Below are 15,252 nucleotides of genomic sequence, written 5' to 3'. Positions count from 1 at the left end.
AAAAACTCTCGGATTTGTGGTACATTGACTTTGAGTTCCATCATGGCGTTTTCCTCCTGGGTTAGGGTTGCACACTTTATCTTGGTTGGAAAACGCCATTTTTTCAACCCTCAATTTTACACATAATACTTTACACTATCACTTTTAAGTGAGAATCCTTTAAGTAAAAACTGCTATTAAGTTGAATTCCGCGAAAATCCACAAAACCTATCCTTTTTTTTCACAATTTACTGTTTTTTATGATGGTTTCATTTTAAGAATTGTTTTTAAAAGGTGAAAAAAGAGTTGAAAATAATGCTTAACAGATCTGTGTTGGTCTGGAAGGGATTTTTAATCCATCCCCCTTCAGTAAAAGTAAAGGGGTATTAATTTTGAGGCACCTATGAAATTAAAAATGGCCCATATTAAGGAATTTAAGTCGATTTGGGATTCAAATATTTTTGAGATTGATAAGGTGACGTGTTTGGTGGGAAAGAATGAATCGGGGAAGACTGCCATCCTGCAAGCCCTTTATCGTCTGAATCCTATAATTAAAGAGGATGGTATGTTCGATTTAGTTCATGATTACCCCCGTTCTGAAGTCGAGGACTACGAGCAGGATATTGAGAGCAGGCGGCGAGAACACGCCAAAGTGGTGGAGGCTACCTTTGAACTGGAAACGCCCGAAATGGAGGCAATAAGGGAAGAATATGGGGAGGGTGTTCTTGCCGAGCCAGTAATTAAAGTTTCAAAAGGCTATGACAAAAATAAAAAAAGTTGGTTATTGGTCAGTGTTCCGGTCTTAGAGTTTGTTCTGGTAAAGAACCTAGTCGAAAGTTTCGACCTTCCAGAAAGCCTAAGGGGAGAGGCAAAACAAAAGGATACTCTGAAACAGCTTTCCACATACCTAACGGAGATGCAAGAGAGTCAGGCCCAGAATCTCAAGGAAGCAAAAACCAAGGTAAAAGAGCTTGAGGATGAGGCCGAGAAAGCCGCCGCTTTAGAAAAATGTAAGGAACATGAAGAAAGTGAGCAGGCGAAGGCGCTTCGGGGACGGTTGGCAGAGTTTCCTAAGGTCCAAGACTTAAGCTCCCATATTTGGGAAAAAATCCTGAAACCTTACTTCCCCAAATTTCTTTATTTCGACGAATACTATCAGATGAAGGGCCATGATAATGTCCAAGCGCTGAAAAAGAGAGAAACTGAAAACAAGCTGAAACCCTCCGACCGCCCATTGCTTGGTCTTATCGATTTGGCCCGGCTTGATCTTGATAAATTAATGGATGCAACCCAAACCCAGGAATTAAAGAACAAACTGGAGGGGGCAAGTACCTTCCTCAGCAAAAAGATTTTGAAATACTGGTCGCAGAATAAGCATCTCCGCATGACCTTCGATGTGCGACCGGGGCTAAAAGATGATCCGGAGGGAATGAAAGAGGGTATGAACATTTGGGGCGAAATCAATGATACGACGCATCTAGCCACGATGAATATTGGTACTCGGTCCGCTGGATTCGTATGGTTCTTTTCGTTCCTTGCTTGGTATTCAGCGGTGAAAAAGAAAGATGAACCATTGGTGCTTTTGCTCGATGAACCCGGTCTTTCACTCCATGGAAAAGCCCAAGAAGATCTTCTTAATTATTTCGAAGCCGAGATCGTGACAAATCCAAAACACCAGCTCCTTTACACCACACACTCCCCGTTTATGGTGGATTCTAAACACTTTGACCGTGTTCGGATTGTTCAAGACAAAGGCATTGACTCAAAAGACCAACTCCCTCGGGAAGAGGATGGTACCAAGGTTTTTACGGATGTTCTTGAGGCTGGGCCAGACAGTTTATTTCCCCTCCAGGGAGCGCTTGGTTATGAAATATACCAGACCCTTTTCATCGGCCCAAATAGCTTAGTTGTTGAGGGTGCATCAGACCTGCTTTATATCCAAACTGTTTCGGGTATCCTTCAATCCAAGGGGTGCGTTGGACTCGACAGCCGATGGACTATCACCCCTGTCGGAGGGGCAGACAAAGTGCCTACGTTTGTTGCCCTGATCGGTTCACAAAAAAATCTCAAAATCGCCACACTGATCGACATTCAAAAGAGCCATCAGCAGATGATAGAGAACCTGTTCAAGAAGAAGCTGTTAGAGAGGAGCCGTGTTTTGACCTTTGGAGACTTTACTGGGAAGGCCGAGGCGGACATCGAAGATATGTTTGATGAGGGTTTATATTTGCAACTCGTAAACGATGAGTTTTCTTCGGCACTCAGGTCGAAGATTGAGCCGAAGGACCTTTTGAGTCAAAGTCCACGTATCCTTAGGAGATTGGAGGATTATTTCAATAGGAATCCCTTAAATGGTGGCGCAAAATTTAACCATTATAGGCCCGCCCGGTTTTTCGCCGAACAGGCTTCAAATTTGAAAATCTCCGAATTGGTGTTAGACCGTTTTGAAAAGGCTTTTAAGGCCGTAAACGCGCTCCTCTAGCCCTGGAAAAGGAAAAACGTTACCCTTATAACCCCTCCACACCCTCAAGCCTCTGGGAAATTTGTTTTCGGTTTAGGATTGGTAACCCTTGAGGGTGTAACCGTCTATGTTAGGATTTAAGGGTTTTAAAACCCGATATCCGGCTTTTGGATTGGATCGCGGAGGGGTATTAAAAAAGGCTTTTTATTTGACCATCAAAGGGTTTGGTAATAAAATAAATAATTATGGAATGGAAAGAATTTTTTTCTTGGTTACCATTGGGGGCTTTAATACTTAGTCTGGGGGCGCATCCTTTGGGGGAAGAACCTCCCCATGTTGAAGGGAGAACAAATTCCGAAAACCAAACAACCGTGGGGTTACTGTCTGCCTCCAAAAACCTGGTTTTTACCCAATCTGGGGTTTTAAATAATAAATTCCCTAATTAGGGACAAGGCCTCAATAATTTCCAAAAGATAAAACCGAACCAAAAGGCGTAAATAATTATTGCAGAAATTTGAACCCACAATGGAAGATCCTTCCCTTTTTCCAAATTCATCCAAGTCGAGTAAATAAGGGAATGGCCGTATGAAATGATACTCGCTCCAACAGCGAAATTCGCCAGATTTTTGATATAAACAAACTCGAGGGGAGCATTAACATTCCTCATTAACAAGAAAAGTGATATTACCCCAAAGGCAAAACCCGGTATTTTAAACGATCCCCAAAATTTTGGATCAAGTAATTTATCTGAAATCGTCATTTTAACCCCCTCAATTTTAACCCCTCCACACCATCAAGCATGGAGGGGTTGTGTTTTTTTTACCCCTTTTTATTTATTCACCGCTGTCAACGGTTTAGAATTTTCCCGGGAACTTTCCAGTTCCCTTTTTTGTAACGCCAGATCCCTCATCCACTCCAAATAATCCCCCATGATGTCGATCAAATTTATCTGACAATCGCCGTTTGAAAATTCCGCATCCTTTGACCTCAATGAATTTTTAAGCATATCACCCAGATCAATAAGGGATGTGGAGTAGTTTCTTAATTTCCCCATCACTTCTTGAAATTCATGGTTAAACGCTTCGGGTTTCTTCTTTAGTCATGGTGGACCTCCTTATATATAGGAACCTGGAGGGGCTCCGGTCGGCTACACCATGGCTACATTTAAAGGAGAGATGGGAGGGAGTTAAAATTACAAGCTTGCAATATTTTGAATTTAAAGTAGTTTTTGGTGGCGGTGCAGGGACTCGAACCCCGGACCAAGTGATTATGATTCACCTGCTCTACCAACTGAGCTACACCGCCGTGATTTTAGGTAGATGAAGGATATAGGAATATACCTGAAAGGGTGAATTTTTCAAGGAAAAAATTGTTTTTATTATTTTTAGGGTCTATCCCCAGAATTCGGTTTTTGGGAATAGAGATTGGGTGATCAAAATATGGCCAAAATGAGCATTAAAATTCCCCAAATTACCTTTTTTGTTTGACACGATTTAGAGCGGTGTCTTATACTAACGGCATTTCTTAGTTTCTTTCGCGCTTTTTTTAATAGAGGCTTTTTGGCTTAAAAAGTCCAAAAGACCTAGAAAAATAAAGAAATTTTAGGCCTTTAGATTTATTGACTTGTATCAAGAAACACTGTAGCATTGGAAATTACAGTTCTCTAAATATTTATATCAAAGAGGAGGCCCCGAATGAGTTTAGAATATGTAAAGATTTCACCGGGTTTTGGAAAATATGTAGCCAAGGAATACCGTGATTTTGTTGAGCACGGTCCTTTTGGGAAGCAGGTTTCGGTCTCCCAACTTGGAACATTTAAAGAAGCTCTAGAAGAGCATCCGATGTGTGCGGGCTGTGCAATGACGCTTTTCATCCGCCTTGCCATTATTGCTTTTCCGAATCCAGAGGACACCATTACTGTTGGGACGGCAGGATGCGGACGTTTGGCCATTTCTCAGGCAGTCATTCCCTTTGTGTACGGAAATTATGGTGACACCAATGCGGTGGCCAGTGGACTGAAGAGGGGTCTTCAACTTCGCTTTCCCGAAAAACATAAAGATGTGGTGGTAATGGCGGGGGATGGGGGTTTGGCTGACATTGGTTTTTCGATGATGATGCATTCCTGGTTTCGCGGAGAAAAGTTTACCACCATTATGTTGGATAACGAGGTTTATGGAAACACAGGGGGGCAAGAAAGCGGAATGACCAACAAAGGGTCAGTCCTTAAAATGGCCCCCATGGGGAAGAAGTTTGATAAGATTGCCATTCCGGAAATGGCAAAAACAGCAGGCTGTGCATATGTTGCGGTTGTGGTTCCTAACAGTCCTCGGCGTGTGGAGTCGGTGATTAAGAAGGCCGTCTTGATCGCCCGTGAAGTGGGTCCCACCTATATTCAAGCATACACCTCCTGCAACATTGAATATGCCATTCCCACAGACAAGGTCATGGAAGATGCTAAAGAAGTTGAAAAAGACCGGTATGAGTTCAATGAGTACATTACTGATGAAGCCAAAGAATATTTGGCTACAAAGTGGGGATATAAAGAATACCAGAAAAAGACACCCAAACCGGCGGAGGTGACCGGATGAAATTCAATATAAGAATGGCAGGCTTGGGAGGACAGGGGGTTGTTACAGCTTCCCACATCTTGTCCACTGCGGTGATTCATGCGGGGGGTGAGAGTACCATCGTTCCTTTTTACGGATCAGAAAAGAGGATGGCTCCTGTGGAGAGCTATGTTCGGGTATCCGAACTCCCTATCTATGAAATTGGGGAGATCCTTTTTCCCCATATCATTACGGTTTTTCATCCTCAGGTCATTACTCACGGAAAATCCTATACCAATCCCTTCCATTATGGCATCAAAGATAATGGACTCATCTTGGTCAACGCCCGAGAAAATATTCCCCTTCCCCCTGATGAAGTAAAGGATCTGGAGACAAAAGGAGTCAAAACCTATACCTTTCCCGCGACCTTACTGGCTATCGAAACCGCGGGAACCGATTTGGCCACCAATATGGCCATTGTGGGGGCCATTGGGGCCATTACCCAGTTGACCAATCTCGAGGCCATTGACAAAGCAGTTAAAGAACGATTTTTGGGAAAGGGTTTTGTGGTCTCTGGGGGTACAGCCGCTCTGGATTCCGTTGTCGAGAGGAAATTTAAGCATAAGCAGGAGTTACTCGAAAAGAACATGGCCACGGTGAAAGCCGGGTGGGATTATGCGATGGAGCATAAATGGATTCTGGGAAAAACGGGAACATTGAAAACGCCTGTGAGTACAGGGTAAATAAAAAGGAGGTTTAAGCGTGTATCTTGTTGCCAACATTGATACTGAAATCTGCGGAAAAACAAAATGTGTTCTGTGTACCCAGTTCTGCCCCGAAGCGAATACCATTCAGTTCGATAAGAAAAAGAATTCGGCTTATGTTTCGGTGGATCGGTGCAAAGGGTGTATGCAGTGCGTTTGGGTTTGCGATACGATGGCAAGGCACCATGCCATCAAAATGGTTATGATTGACGAGTTGCCGAAGGAGGATTTCATCATTAGTTCTCAAATGAAGTATGAGGATGCGGGGTTGTTAAAGGACGCGGACATTAATATGCCACACGCAGTTCCAGCAGGGAGTAAATAATCTATGTATCTTAAGAAAGAATACCTATACGAGCATGATGAACCTTACAAGGTAATGCCGGGTCCGGAGGGGTATATCATCCCTGCGGCGGGTTCGATGGGAGTGGAGTTGCCTGAGACGGGTGAGGGTTTACTTTATGGTGAAAACGTTTCTGAAGATAAAGCCATGGAGGAAATTGCTAAAAAACTTTTAACTGCCCAAAACCCAACCTTGCACCCTGGTCCCATGGTGGTATGGGCATGGAATGAGCACGCCATAGAAAAGGCAAGAGCCGTGATCGGAATTGCTGCTGAGATTCCCGATTGTTTAATTATTCCCATGGCCGATTATCGGCCCCGTTATCCGAAAGTGGATCCGGAAGAGATGATCAACCCCAACCATCCCAACTTAACCATTTGGCATAACAAGGAGGGGGCATGTGTTTTTGTTGGTGTCCACTGCCATTATGCCAATCTGTCGTTGAAGATGATTCGTGCGGGGACAAATTGCTGTACCATTGCCCTTTGTGCAGAGCAGGGGCACGAGGATGCCAATATGACCGTCCGGGATTGCGATGCAAAAAAACTTTGGAAACAGGCTGATGTCATTCGACGGGTTAGAGAGGAAATGGGAATTCCTGCTCCCTCTGCCCCTCCCACAGGAGGATTCGGGCCGCTGGATGGGAAGAAAATTGTGGTTCATACACCCGAGGAATGGGCGAAAATTGTAGAGGCGGCTCGTTCGGGAAAGAATTTTGATTTGGCGCAAGTGCCGATGGGGGTATCCCCAGACCTAGGAAAGCCGGAAGGTGCGCTTTAAAAAATAACTTCTCATTTTAGTAGGGGGAGAAGAAAAATGAGTGAATCCTTAGAAACAGAACAGAAAACAAATCCGCAGGGTGATGTGATCAGTTCAACCCCGGTGGTAAAGACAGAACCAGGAAAAGATCCCCACGCGGAAGCCAAAAAGCAAAGGGTGGTTAGTCCGGACTATTTCTTTTTCGAAGCTCCCAGAAATAAGGAGTTTATCACGGGTAGCGAAGCTGGCAAGGAGGCTATTCGTCGCGCCAATGTAGATTTTTCCATTGCATACCCCATTACACCTCAAAGTGAAACGATGCAGCTGATTGGGGTTTTGTATGGAGAAGGATATATTAAGGAATATTATCGCGGGGAAGAAGAATATGGTGTGATGTCCACGATGGCAGGAGCCTCCCGTGCAGGGGTTCGGTGTTTCACTGCAACCGCTGGCCCCGGGACATTACGGGGGATTGAACCTATTGCTTCTTGGCCGGGACATCGTCTTCCTGCTGTTGCCATTTTTACCTGTCGTGTGGTGAATGCGCCATTGGCAATTCAACCGGATAATATCGAAATCACGTATCTTTTGAATTGCGGAATGGTTCTATTTCACGCGGAGAATCAGCAGGACGTGTTTGACTTTATTCTGAAAGGATTTTTAATTAGTGAAGCCAATGACGTTACCCTTCCAGTGGGAGTTGCCTATGACGGCTTTTTCGTCACCCATGCGCGAGGATATGTGTGGATGCCCCCTAAAAATATTAAAATTCCTCCCCGGGAGCCTTACCGCGGGGCTGTTCCCGTTCTCGATGCAGAAAATCCCCCGGCGAGGCTTCAGCGAGATGCCCCGGTGCAGAAAAGTAATTTTATGTCCTACAATATTCATAATGTTTGGCAACAGGAGGTTTGGGCTGCCACAGAGCGTTCAAGGAAATACATCAATCACTATATGGGTGGCCTGTTAGAAATTCAAGATCCTGATGCTGAGATTATACTGGTTGCCTCCGGATCTGCAGCAGCTCAATCTCGAGAGGCAGTTCGACTCCTTGCAGAACAAGGCGTTCGTGCCGGGTTGGTAAAAATTCGTTCCCTTCGCCCATTTCCAAACCGTGAGCTTCAGGAAGCCTGCAAGAAAGCAAAATTGATTGTTTGTCCAGAATATAACTATGTGGGCTGGATGGCAAAAGAAGTGAAATCAGCCCTTTATGGAGAGCTTGAAAATAATCCTCTGATTGTTGGTGGTCCAAGAGTGTTTGGTGGAATGTCTTTACCGGTTGAGTTGATCGTTGAGACCGTGATGGGAGGGTTAAAGAAAGTTTCTCCGGGGCGGTTTCAAAACTCAAAAAGTGGGAAGTCCAATGGCGGGGAAAAGGATCCTAATAAAATGACGGATGATGATAAAGAGAATCTCGGTCATTTTATGCAGAATATTTAACTGGGATTTAAGGTTAAAAAAAACGGCCCTTCAACAAACTGTTGAAGGGCTTTTTTTTAAAAAATAAAAATGCTTATTTCTTAGGGGTTTGGGGCTGGTAAGGTGCCCAAAGCTTGAAAAAGCTATCTAGCGGGATGAATCCACCATTAGGATGGATCGCTTGAGCGGCCTGATTTTCTGCCATGAAAAAAACATAGGTTAGGGGTCCCATTTTCTCCACACGTTTGATGCGAATAACCCTGGGATGTTTTTCCTTTTCATTTCGGTCTTTAAATAATTCGCCCTCTTTGACTTGTGTTTCCATTGCTTCCCTTTCCTAATCAAAAGAAATTTCTATGATAAAATCATTTCTGTAGTTGCTCCAATTTCCGGACTTTTAACCGTTTTACCCCATCCTTTTGAAATACACATTCCCGCTTTATCAAAATGGCTGATCTTGATGGGTTCATCGTTGACCACCGCTGCGGTCCGGCCATTATTTGGGGATTTTCGAAAATACTGTCCCGTGGCCTTAAATGTGACTAATAAATCATAGGCATCGGCAGCTGGGGTTTTAAAATGAAGGGGTTTTCCTTCGATAAACTTTTTTTGTTCATCATAGGTTTTTTCTGTGGAACCAGCCAAGGGGTCCAAATCAACCAGGGCCCAACCTGTGGGGATGGCCTCTTTTGCAATCGGTAAGGGAGGGGTTAAATACCAGGAGGAGTAAATTAATCCCCCAAACTTCTCTTTTAAGAGGGCCAGGTTAATTTCCTTCCCGGTTGCATCCTTAGAAATTCGAAAAATAAGTGCCTTATTTTGCTCCTTTGCCAGCTCTAATTTTTCTTTGGAAGGGAGGTCGGGAATTTTAGACAAATTATTGGCTTTTAAAAGTTCATCAACGTTTTTAAACCCAAATTCAGTAACTTTTTCGGCAATTTCAGCTGGCCCAATTACAATTTCCAATAAATTCTTAACTTCTTTAAGAAAATCAGCGGACATTTTTAATATTTCCTCCTAATTGAAAAAAAAACCTTCTAAAATCCCTATGAAAGCTTCACATTATAACAAAGTGAAAAACATAATGTCTACCCTTTTTTAAAAAACCAGGGGATTGATTTAGAATCTATTGAATTTATAGGTTTCATTAAATTTTACAATAAGATAGACTCATTTTAGGGGTTTCTTTTAAAGATAGGAAAGTGACAGAAAATGATGGGGTTCATTATCCTGAAATAAGAAAGGTTTTCTGCAATCAAGGAAAAGTAAGTAAATAAGGGTTGTGATTGAAACTTTCAGGCCATGAAATAGGTGTTTTAAAAGAGTACATGCAGGATCTGGTTGAACAAGCTCGCCAGGAAGCCTTTTCCAATGTTTTTTGGAAATACAAACTGGATCATTACAACCATGATGATGCATTGATGGACCTGTTGATGATTTTGGATGACCGGAAGGAATCAGAGGGGCTTCAAGAGGGTATTACCGGGCAGTTCACCCACCTCATGTGGAAAATTTGCGACCAAGCTCGAATGTATGTAAAAGATATGGTCTGGCTTTCCTCCAATGCGGGAAATGCCTTGGAAAAAACGGGAATCCGGGAAGTTTCCTACCGTGCGCTCATTGAATTTATAGAGAAAGAGTGTTCTCAAAAATAGCCTTTTTTTAGGGTTTCCACAGACTATTCAAAGGCTTCCATGTGGGCCTTTTCATGAAAGGTGTGCTTGCATCCTCTACAGGTGACAAAATAAAAGGTGTCTCTTACACTTAGAGTACAGCGAAAATTAAAGTTTACCCCCAGCTCTTCACATTTGGGGCAGGGTATTCCAGAGAGCCATTGGGCGGTGTCGGGTTGTGTTTGTGAAACGGGTTGGGTGGGGATACCGATCGGAAAGGTATAGGGACAGTCCAGGCACCGTGCTGTATATAAATCCTCATTAAAGGCGGCCGTAGGTTTTGGAATGATGAAAAACCTTGATTTTTTACACGCCGCGCATTGAATATTTTCTAGACGTTTCTGAGCTACTTCTATACTGATCATATTTTTAAAGATCCTCCGGTCCTTCGGGAGGACCTACCAGTGATTGAACCTCAAAAATATAAGAGTATTCATCAAACGGCTGTCCCAGGCGGAAGGAATTAAAATATTGTTTTGAATAAATCGTTCCGATTTGGTGGGAGACCTTATGCCGATCCATTCCCTGGGCAATCATTTTTTGAAAAACCTCCCCTATGGCGAGGGGCCTCTTTTGAACAATTTGTTGTTCAATAATTACGTGCAGGGCGGTATGGACAAACGGGTTAACCTTAGTTCCTCCGATTTCCCTGGGTTGAGCGGAGAACTCTTCCAGAGGCCAAAATTCATCAAATTCTGGATGCCAACTCATCATTTCAGCAATGAGGGCATCTTCCCCCTCTAATGCGGCCCGGTTTTTTCTTTGCTCTGCTATCTTCGTAAATTTCCATTGATTATTTTTATCAAACAGATCCATAGTTTTTTTCCCTGGTGGGGTTAGTGATAACTCTCTTCATCTGATGGATACCTTCCCGACTCCACATCTTCCTTAAATCGTTTAAAGGCCTCTAATGACGGTGTGCGAAGGTCGGCATAGCGTTTCACAAATTTCGGAAAAAACTTTTGAAACAGGCCAAGGATATCGTGAAGAACAAGAACCTGGCCATCACAATGAATTCCTGCACCGATGCCGATGGTGGGAATGGAAAGATTTTCGGTAATCCGTTTGGCTAAATTCATAGGGACGGTTTCTAAAATGACGGCAAACGCGCCCGCTCCTTCCACCCGTTTAGCATTGTCCATAATCTTTTGGGCCGCATGAGGTTCTTTTCCCTGGACCTTATAGCCCCCAATTTGATGAATGGATTGGGGGGTTAACCCCAAATGGGCGAGAACCGGGATATCCATTTTGACCAGGGCCTCGATCCGATCAACCACCCTTTCTCCTCCTTCCAGCTTAACTGCATGGGCTCCACCTTCCTGAATAAAACGACCTGCGTTCCGAAGTGTCTCTTCCAGCGAGATCTGAAAAGAAAGGTAGGGCATATCCCCAATGACCATGGCCCTTTGAACACCCCGACTGACCATTTGCGTATGGTAGATCATCTGATCCATGGTGACCTGTAAGGTATTCTCATGTCCCTGAACCACCACGCCCAAAGAATCTCCCACCAGGATGACATCAATCCCTGCTTCATCCACCATTTGTGCAAAAGGAAAATCATAGGCGGTGAGCATGGAAATTTTTTCCCCTGCTTTTTTTCGAGCGGCTAATTCTGGAATGGTAATTTTTCCGGTCATTTTAATTCTTCAACGTTCTTTTAGCGGAGGAAACCGTATTGTATAATAGCATGGCAATGGTCATGGGCCCAACCCCTCCCGGAACGGGGGAAATCCAGCCCGCTGTTTGAGACACACTTTCAAAATCCACATCTCCAACCAGTTTTCCGGAATCTAGCCGATTAATACCCACATCAATCACCGCCGCCCCCGGTTTCACCATATCTCCGGTAATCATTTTTGCTCTTCCCACCGCCGCAATGAGTATATCCCCTTGTCTGCATATGGAAGGAAGATCCTCGGTCTTGGAGTGGCAGATGGTCACCGTGGCATGTTGTTGAAGCAGCAGCATTCCCACCGGTTTTCCCACAATGTTGCTTCGACCTACGATGACTGCATGTTTTCCCTGGATCTGAATATCGTGATATTGCAGCATTTTAAGAATGCCAAAGGGTGTGCAGGGAATAAAAGATGGAAAACCTGCAAAAAGTTTCCCTAAATTCACCCAATGAAATCCATCCACATCCTTATCCGGAGAAACCCGTTCCAAAACCGATTCTGCGTTGATCTGTTTGGGAAGGGGGAGTTGGACCAAAATGCCGTGAATTCGGTGATTATGATTTAGTGCATCAATTAACTCCAAGAGTTTTTCCTGAGAAGTATGGGTTTCCAGATGATGTTCCTCGGAATAAATTCCGGCAGCCTCGCAAGCTTTCCGTTTGTTTCGAACATAAATGGCCGAGGAGGGATTATCCCCAACCAGAATAGCCGCCAACCCTGGTTGAAGTCCTTGGCGGAGTTTTTGAACCTCCCCCTTTATTTCATCTTTTACCTTTTGTGCGATGGTCTTGCCATCTATGATAACTGCACCCATAAGCGTTTAATCCTTCTGACAGGTGATACAACCGTTTTCGGTAATCACAAAATCCATCAAAACATCCCCCGGCATTTGGGGAATGTGTGAAGCGATTTGAAATCCAAAAGCCAACCCCGCTTTTTTAATATGTGAAGGGAGCCCTTCCAGTAGACGGTCATAATGACCTCTTCCATAACCCAGCCTGCCTCCCCTCCGGTCAAAGGCCAATCCGGGAAGCAAAAAGAATTCTATTGATTCAGGGGGTATGGATTTGAATGTTCCCTGGGGTGGCTCCAAAATTCCAAAGCGGTTGGGGACCATGGGGGAATCTGGATTTTGGATCTCTGCCAATAATAGCCTTTCCTCACCATCACCCATCACCGGGACAACAATTTTTTTCCTAAGTGCAAAAAAGTCTTCCAGCCAAAGAAGCGTTTGAACTTCACTCTGAAAGGATAGGAATAAATGAATTCTGTGTGCTTGTTGAAATGAAGCAAGGTCAAACAACCAATTTTTTATTCGCTGGCTCCATTCGGCTCGAAGATGGGGAGGTGTTTGATCCCGCGTTTGTCTCATTTTCTTTCGCAGGGTGGGTTTTGTCCCCGTTTCCGGGCCTTTTGAACCCTCAAGTAAGATTGGGATAACCTCCTGAAATTAAATGCTAATTACGTGCTTAGGCTATCAGGACCCTTTCAGTGAAGTCAAGGCCTTTCTCTAGTTTGATCCCCTCATGTAATTCTGGTTTTTCTGGTTTGTTTTGTTTCTCTGGTTTACTCCTTATTCTTTTTTCCCAAAATGTCGTCATTCCCGTGAAAACGGGAATCCAGGAATCTTTTTTCTTTTAAGGCCCTGCCTCTAACAGTTTTTAAATTTTTCTTATTTTCTTCCCCCTCACCCTTTACCTTTCACGTAAAATTACGATCCTTGACTCAATCCTTTTATTTTTCTAGAATGGCGGGAAAATTTAACCCTTCAATTACACACACCTAAACTGGGGGATCGTCTAATGGCAGGACGGCAGACTCTGACTCTGTCTATCGAGGTTCGAATCCTCGTCCCCCAGCCATTCTTTACTGGCGGCGTTTTTGACCACCAGATCGAAGGGCGGCAGGTAGGAAAAACAAATGGTTCGGTCGTTCAGCAGAAAGTTCGAGCCGCAATTTTTGAGAAAGGCTTTCTGGGCGGGCGGATTTTCTTGCCAGGCGACAGAGTAAGCGCGATTACAATCACTTAAGAAGGTTTTGGCCGGTTCGAACCACCCGCCGCCCCCGGTTCCGATCTCGTCCCGTTGCTCCTTGAGCGCCTGCTTGCCGCCGAGCAGTTTGGCCTTCTTCCGCTGATATTCCTCCGATCCAATTCCCCGCGTGATGTACAGATCAAGCAGGCGCTCCATCTGTTCATCGCAGGCTTGTAACTCCGCCTCAATCTGACGAGATCGGAACAGCGAGGCTTTGCTTGACCCCTCGCTCAGCGCGTACCAGCGCTCCACAATTTTCTTCGTCGTCTCATCATCCACGTAGACCTTCAGGATGGCCGTCTTGAACTGGTCAAGCAAAGCCTCCTCTCGAAGAAACTGTTGACCGCATGGGCCCCGCCGCTTCGTACAGTGGTAATAGACATGGCCCTTCTGCGTCTCAGCCGTGACCATGCAGCCGCACTCGGCGCAGCGCATCAGCCCGATAAACGGATAGGTGATCTTCCCCCTGATGAGCGGCTTGCTCCGCTGCGCCAGGATCTGTTGGGCTCGGTCAAACAGTTTCTTCGAAATCAGCGGCGGGTGGCTCCCTTCATACAGCTCGCCACCAAACTTGATCACACCGTAATAAAATGACTTTTGCAGCATGGTGGCGAGCGCGCTCTTGGTGACAGGCTTGCCCGTCGTTCCTAATAACCCCCACCTACCGACTTCCTGGCGTAAGCCGTCCAGTGAGTGATCGCCTTCGGCATAGAGCTCAAAGGCTTTTCGGACCAACATGCCCTTGTCACGGTCGGGCACAATGGTATGGTCTTTGTAGTTATTCAGATAGCCCATCGGTGCCCGACCCGGCCAGCCGCCCCGCCGGAGCTTTTCGCGGATACCCCGCTTCACATTCTCGGACAAACTGTCCACGTAATATTTCGATTGGCCGAAGGCGATTGAGAGCATGAACTTGCCTTGAGCGGTGGTATCGGTTCGGTAGGTGGGGAAGCGTAAATCAACGATCTTGCCAATATCGATCAGATAGATAATCCGCCCGCCATCGACGGAGTTACGGGCAAGCCTGTCCGGGTGCCATGCCAGCACACCGTCAGCTTTCCCGGCTTCAATCTGCTGGATCATCAAGTTGAAGACCGGTCTCCCGGGTTCCTTGGCGGTCTTGGCCTCGACAAACTCCTCGATGATGGTCAGGTTCTCACGTCGGGCATATTCCCGAAGCTCATGAAGCTGCGACTCGATGGACATGATCTGCCGGTCTTCCTCTTCCGTCGATTTCCGAGCGTACAAAAAGAATGCTGGCATGGCACCCGCTCCTTTCCTGTCGCCTGGCAATGGGTTCACTGAACGCATCCCCGCCGAAGGCGGGAAGAAAATCCGCCCGCCCGGAAAGCCTTTCTCAAAAATTGCGGCTCGAACTTTCTGCTGAACGACCGAACCATTTGTTTTTCCTACCTGCCGCCCTTCGATCTGGTGGTCAAAAACGCCGCCAGTAAAGAATGGCTGTGCCTTTCTGACGAAATCCGAATCTATTTCCAATCCGAATACGCCTGACGCCTGTCACGCCCCTTGCACACCCCATGAGCGCCTGTGACTCAGCAAGGGGGGCGTGCCAGGCTACTCATGGCCTCCGTCACTCGC

Annotated in this window: 15 protein-coding genes and 2 tRNA genes; 8 read left to right on the top strand and 9 right to left on the bottom strand. The window is 45.3% G+C overall.

Going from position 1 to position 15,252, the window contains the following annotated elements; all coding sequences use genetic code 11:
• Positions 1–382 precede the first annotated feature (382 nt).
• Positions 383–2,461 (top strand): AAA family ATPase, encoded by a 2,079-nt coding sequence (locus tag VGB26_10880; protein ID HEX9758283.1) that lies wholly within the window; start codon positions 383–385, stop codon positions 2,459–2,461.
• A gap of 808 nt (positions 2,462–3,269) precedes the next feature.
• On the opposite strand, the gene VGB26_10875 is transcribed toward VGB26_10880, so the two are convergent.
• Both VGB26_10875 and VGB26_10870 read right to left on the bottom strand, forming a co-directional pair.
• Positions 3,270–3,494, bottom strand: coding sequence for a hypothetical protein (locus VGB26_10875; protein HEX9758282.1), 225 nt, complete (start codon positions 3,492–3,494; stop codon positions 3,270–3,272).
• A gap of 175 nt (positions 3,495–3,669) precedes the next feature.
• Positions 3,670–3,745: transfer RNA gene (locus tag VGB26_10870), tRNA-Met, on the bottom strand.
• A gap of 389 nt (positions 3,746–4,134) precedes the next feature.
• Here VGB26_10870 and VGB26_10865 point away from each other — a divergent pair.
• From VGB26_10865 to VGB26_10845, 5 genes are read left to right on the top strand one after another with little or no spacing between them, the layout of a single operon-like run.
• Complete coding sequence (locus tag VGB26_10865; GenBank protein HEX9758281.1) at positions 4,135–5,028, top strand: thiamine pyrophosphate-dependent enzyme; 894 nt, start codon at positions 4,135–4,137, stop codon at positions 5,026–5,028.
• Positions 5,025–5,729, top strand: a complete 705-nt coding sequence (locus VGB26_10860) for a 2-oxoacid:acceptor oxidoreductase family protein (protein ID HEX9758280.1) — start codon at positions 5,025–5,027, stop codon at positions 5,727–5,729. Before VGB26_10865 ends, VGB26_10860 begins: the two co-directional genes overlap by 4 nt.
• Positions 5,730–5,748: 19 nt before the next feature.
• The gene (locus VGB26_10855) at positions 5,749–6,075 is read left to right on the top strand and encodes a 4Fe-4S dicluster domain-containing protein (protein ID HEX9758279.1); all 327 of its coding nucleotides are present in this window, start codon (positions 5,749–5,751) and stop codon (positions 6,073–6,075) included.
• A 3-nt stretch (positions 6,076–6,078) separates the two neighbouring features.
• Complete coding sequence (locus tag VGB26_10850; protein HEX9758278.1) at positions 6,079–6,873, top strand: carbon monoxide dehydrogenase beta subunit family protein; 795 nt, start codon at positions 6,079–6,081, stop codon at positions 6,871–6,873.
• 36 nt (positions 6,874–6,909) lie between these two features.
• The gene (locus tag VGB26_10845) at positions 6,910–8,289 is read left to right on the top strand and encodes a transketolase C-terminal domain-containing protein (protein ID HEX9758277.1); all 1,380 of its coding nucleotides are present in this window, start codon (positions 6,910–6,912) and stop codon (positions 8,287–8,289) included.
• Between the two features lie 73 nt (positions 8,290–8,362).
• Here VGB26_10845 and VGB26_10840 read toward each other — a convergent pair whose 3' ends face one another.
• Both VGB26_10840 and VGB26_10835 read right to left on the bottom strand, forming a co-directional pair.
• Complete coding sequence (locus tag VGB26_10840) at positions 8,363–8,593, bottom strand: hypothetical protein (GenBank protein HEX9758276.1); 231 nt, start codon at positions 8,591–8,593, stop codon at positions 8,363–8,365.
• Positions 8,594–8,622: 29 nt separating this feature from the next.
• Positions 8,623–9,270 carry a hypothetical protein gene (locus tag VGB26_10835; protein HEX9758275.1) on the bottom strand — a complete coding sequence of 216 codons (648 nt, stop codon included), beginning with the start codon at positions 9,268–9,270 and terminating at the stop codon, positions 8,623–8,625.
• 284 nt (positions 9,271–9,554) lie between these two features.
• Here VGB26_10835 and VGB26_10830 point away from each other — a divergent pair, with 284 nt between their 5' ends.
• Complete coding sequence (locus VGB26_10830; GenBank protein HEX9758274.1) at positions 9,555–9,923, top strand: hypothetical protein; 369 nt, start codon at positions 9,555–9,557, stop codon at positions 9,921–9,923.
• Positions 9,924–9,946: 23 nt separating this feature from the next.
• Here VGB26_10830 and VGB26_10825 read toward each other — a convergent pair whose 3' ends face one another.
• From VGB26_10825 to VGB26_10805, 5 genes are read right to left on the bottom strand one after another with little or no spacing between them, the layout of a single operon-like run.
• Complete coding sequence (locus VGB26_10825; GenBank protein HEX9758273.1) at positions 9,947–10,306, bottom strand: hypothetical protein; 360 nt, start codon at positions 10,304–10,306, stop codon at positions 9,947–9,949.
• A 4-nt stretch (positions 10,307–10,310) separates the two neighbouring features.
• Positions 10,311–10,757: a DUF1841 family protein gene (locus VGB26_10820; protein HEX9758272.1), complete on the bottom strand. Its 447-nt coding sequence runs from the start codon at positions 10,755–10,757 to the stop codon at positions 10,311–10,313.
• A 20-nt stretch (positions 10,758–10,777) separates the two neighbouring features.
• Positions 10,778–11,581, bottom strand: a complete 804-nt coding sequence (gene panB, locus VGB26_10815; GenBank protein ID HEX9758271.1) for a 3-methyl-2-oxobutanoate hydroxymethyltransferase — start codon at positions 11,579–11,581, stop codon at positions 10,778–10,780.
• A 1-nt stretch (position 11,582) separates the two neighbouring features.
• On the bottom strand, positions 11,583–12,434 hold the full coding sequence (gene folD / locus VGB26_10810; protein ID HEX9758270.1) for a bifunctional methylenetetrahydrofolate dehydrogenase/methenyltetrahydrofolate cyclohydrolase FolD: 852 nt from the start codon (positions 12,432–12,434) through the stop codon (positions 11,583–11,585).
• A 6-nt stretch (positions 12,435–12,440) separates the two neighbouring features.
• Positions 12,441–13,004: a 5-formyltetrahydrofolate cyclo-ligase gene (locus VGB26_10805; GenBank protein HEX9758269.1), complete on the bottom strand. Its 564-nt coding sequence runs from the start codon at positions 13,002–13,004 to the stop codon at positions 12,441–12,443.
• A 404-nt stretch (positions 13,005–13,408) separates the two neighbouring features.
• Between VGB26_10805 and VGB26_10800 the strand changes: the two genes are divergently transcribed.
• Positions 13,409–13,482: transfer RNA gene (locus VGB26_10800), tRNA-Gln, on the top strand.
• The last annotated feature ends 1,770 nt before the right edge of the window (positions 13,483–15,252 follow it).

It is taken from the genome of Nitrospiria bacterium, from assembly GCA_036397255.1.
In the GTDB taxonomy this organism is placed as follows: Bacteria; Nitrospirota; Nitrospiria; order DASWJH01; family DASWJH01; genus DASWJH01.
This window is presented reverse-complemented; position numbering and strand designations above follow the sequence as displayed.